The sequence below is a fragment of the Mesorhizobium sp. GbtcB19 genome (assembly GCF_019091085.1).
Taxonomy (GTDB): domain Bacteria; phylum Pseudomonadota; class Alphaproteobacteria; order Rhizobiales; family Rhizobiaceae; genus Mesorhizobium.
This window is the reverse complement of the sequence record NZ_JAGXJY010000669.1, coordinates 1-228: the sequence shown is the minus strand read 5'-3', so window position 1 is coordinate 228 and position 228 is coordinate 1. Positions and strand designations below refer to the sequence as shown.

The 228-nt window shown below is 63.6% G+C and carries 1 pseudogene; it reads right to left on the bottom strand.

The annotated features are described in order from the left end of the window. Window positions 1-228, bottom strand: a pseudogene (locus KVT37_RS33350) (aldo/keto reductase); the annotation flags it as partial.

The following is a 228-nucleotide window of genomic DNA, read 5'->3' as shown; positions in this document are numbered from 1 at the left end:
CGAAGGAGCGCGCCAACTCAGTGTATTCCAGCAGCACTTCCGCCGCATTCCGCGTCTCGAAGCGCTGGCCGCGGTTGAGGAGCTGCGAGCGCGAACCCTGCGGCCGCGCGCCATGATTGTATTTGCCCGTGGGATAGCCCTGGGCCAGCGGCGAATAAGGAAGAAAACCGGCCTCCTCGCGCTCGCAAACCTCGGCAAGGTTCACCTCGAAGGTGCGGTTTACCAGGT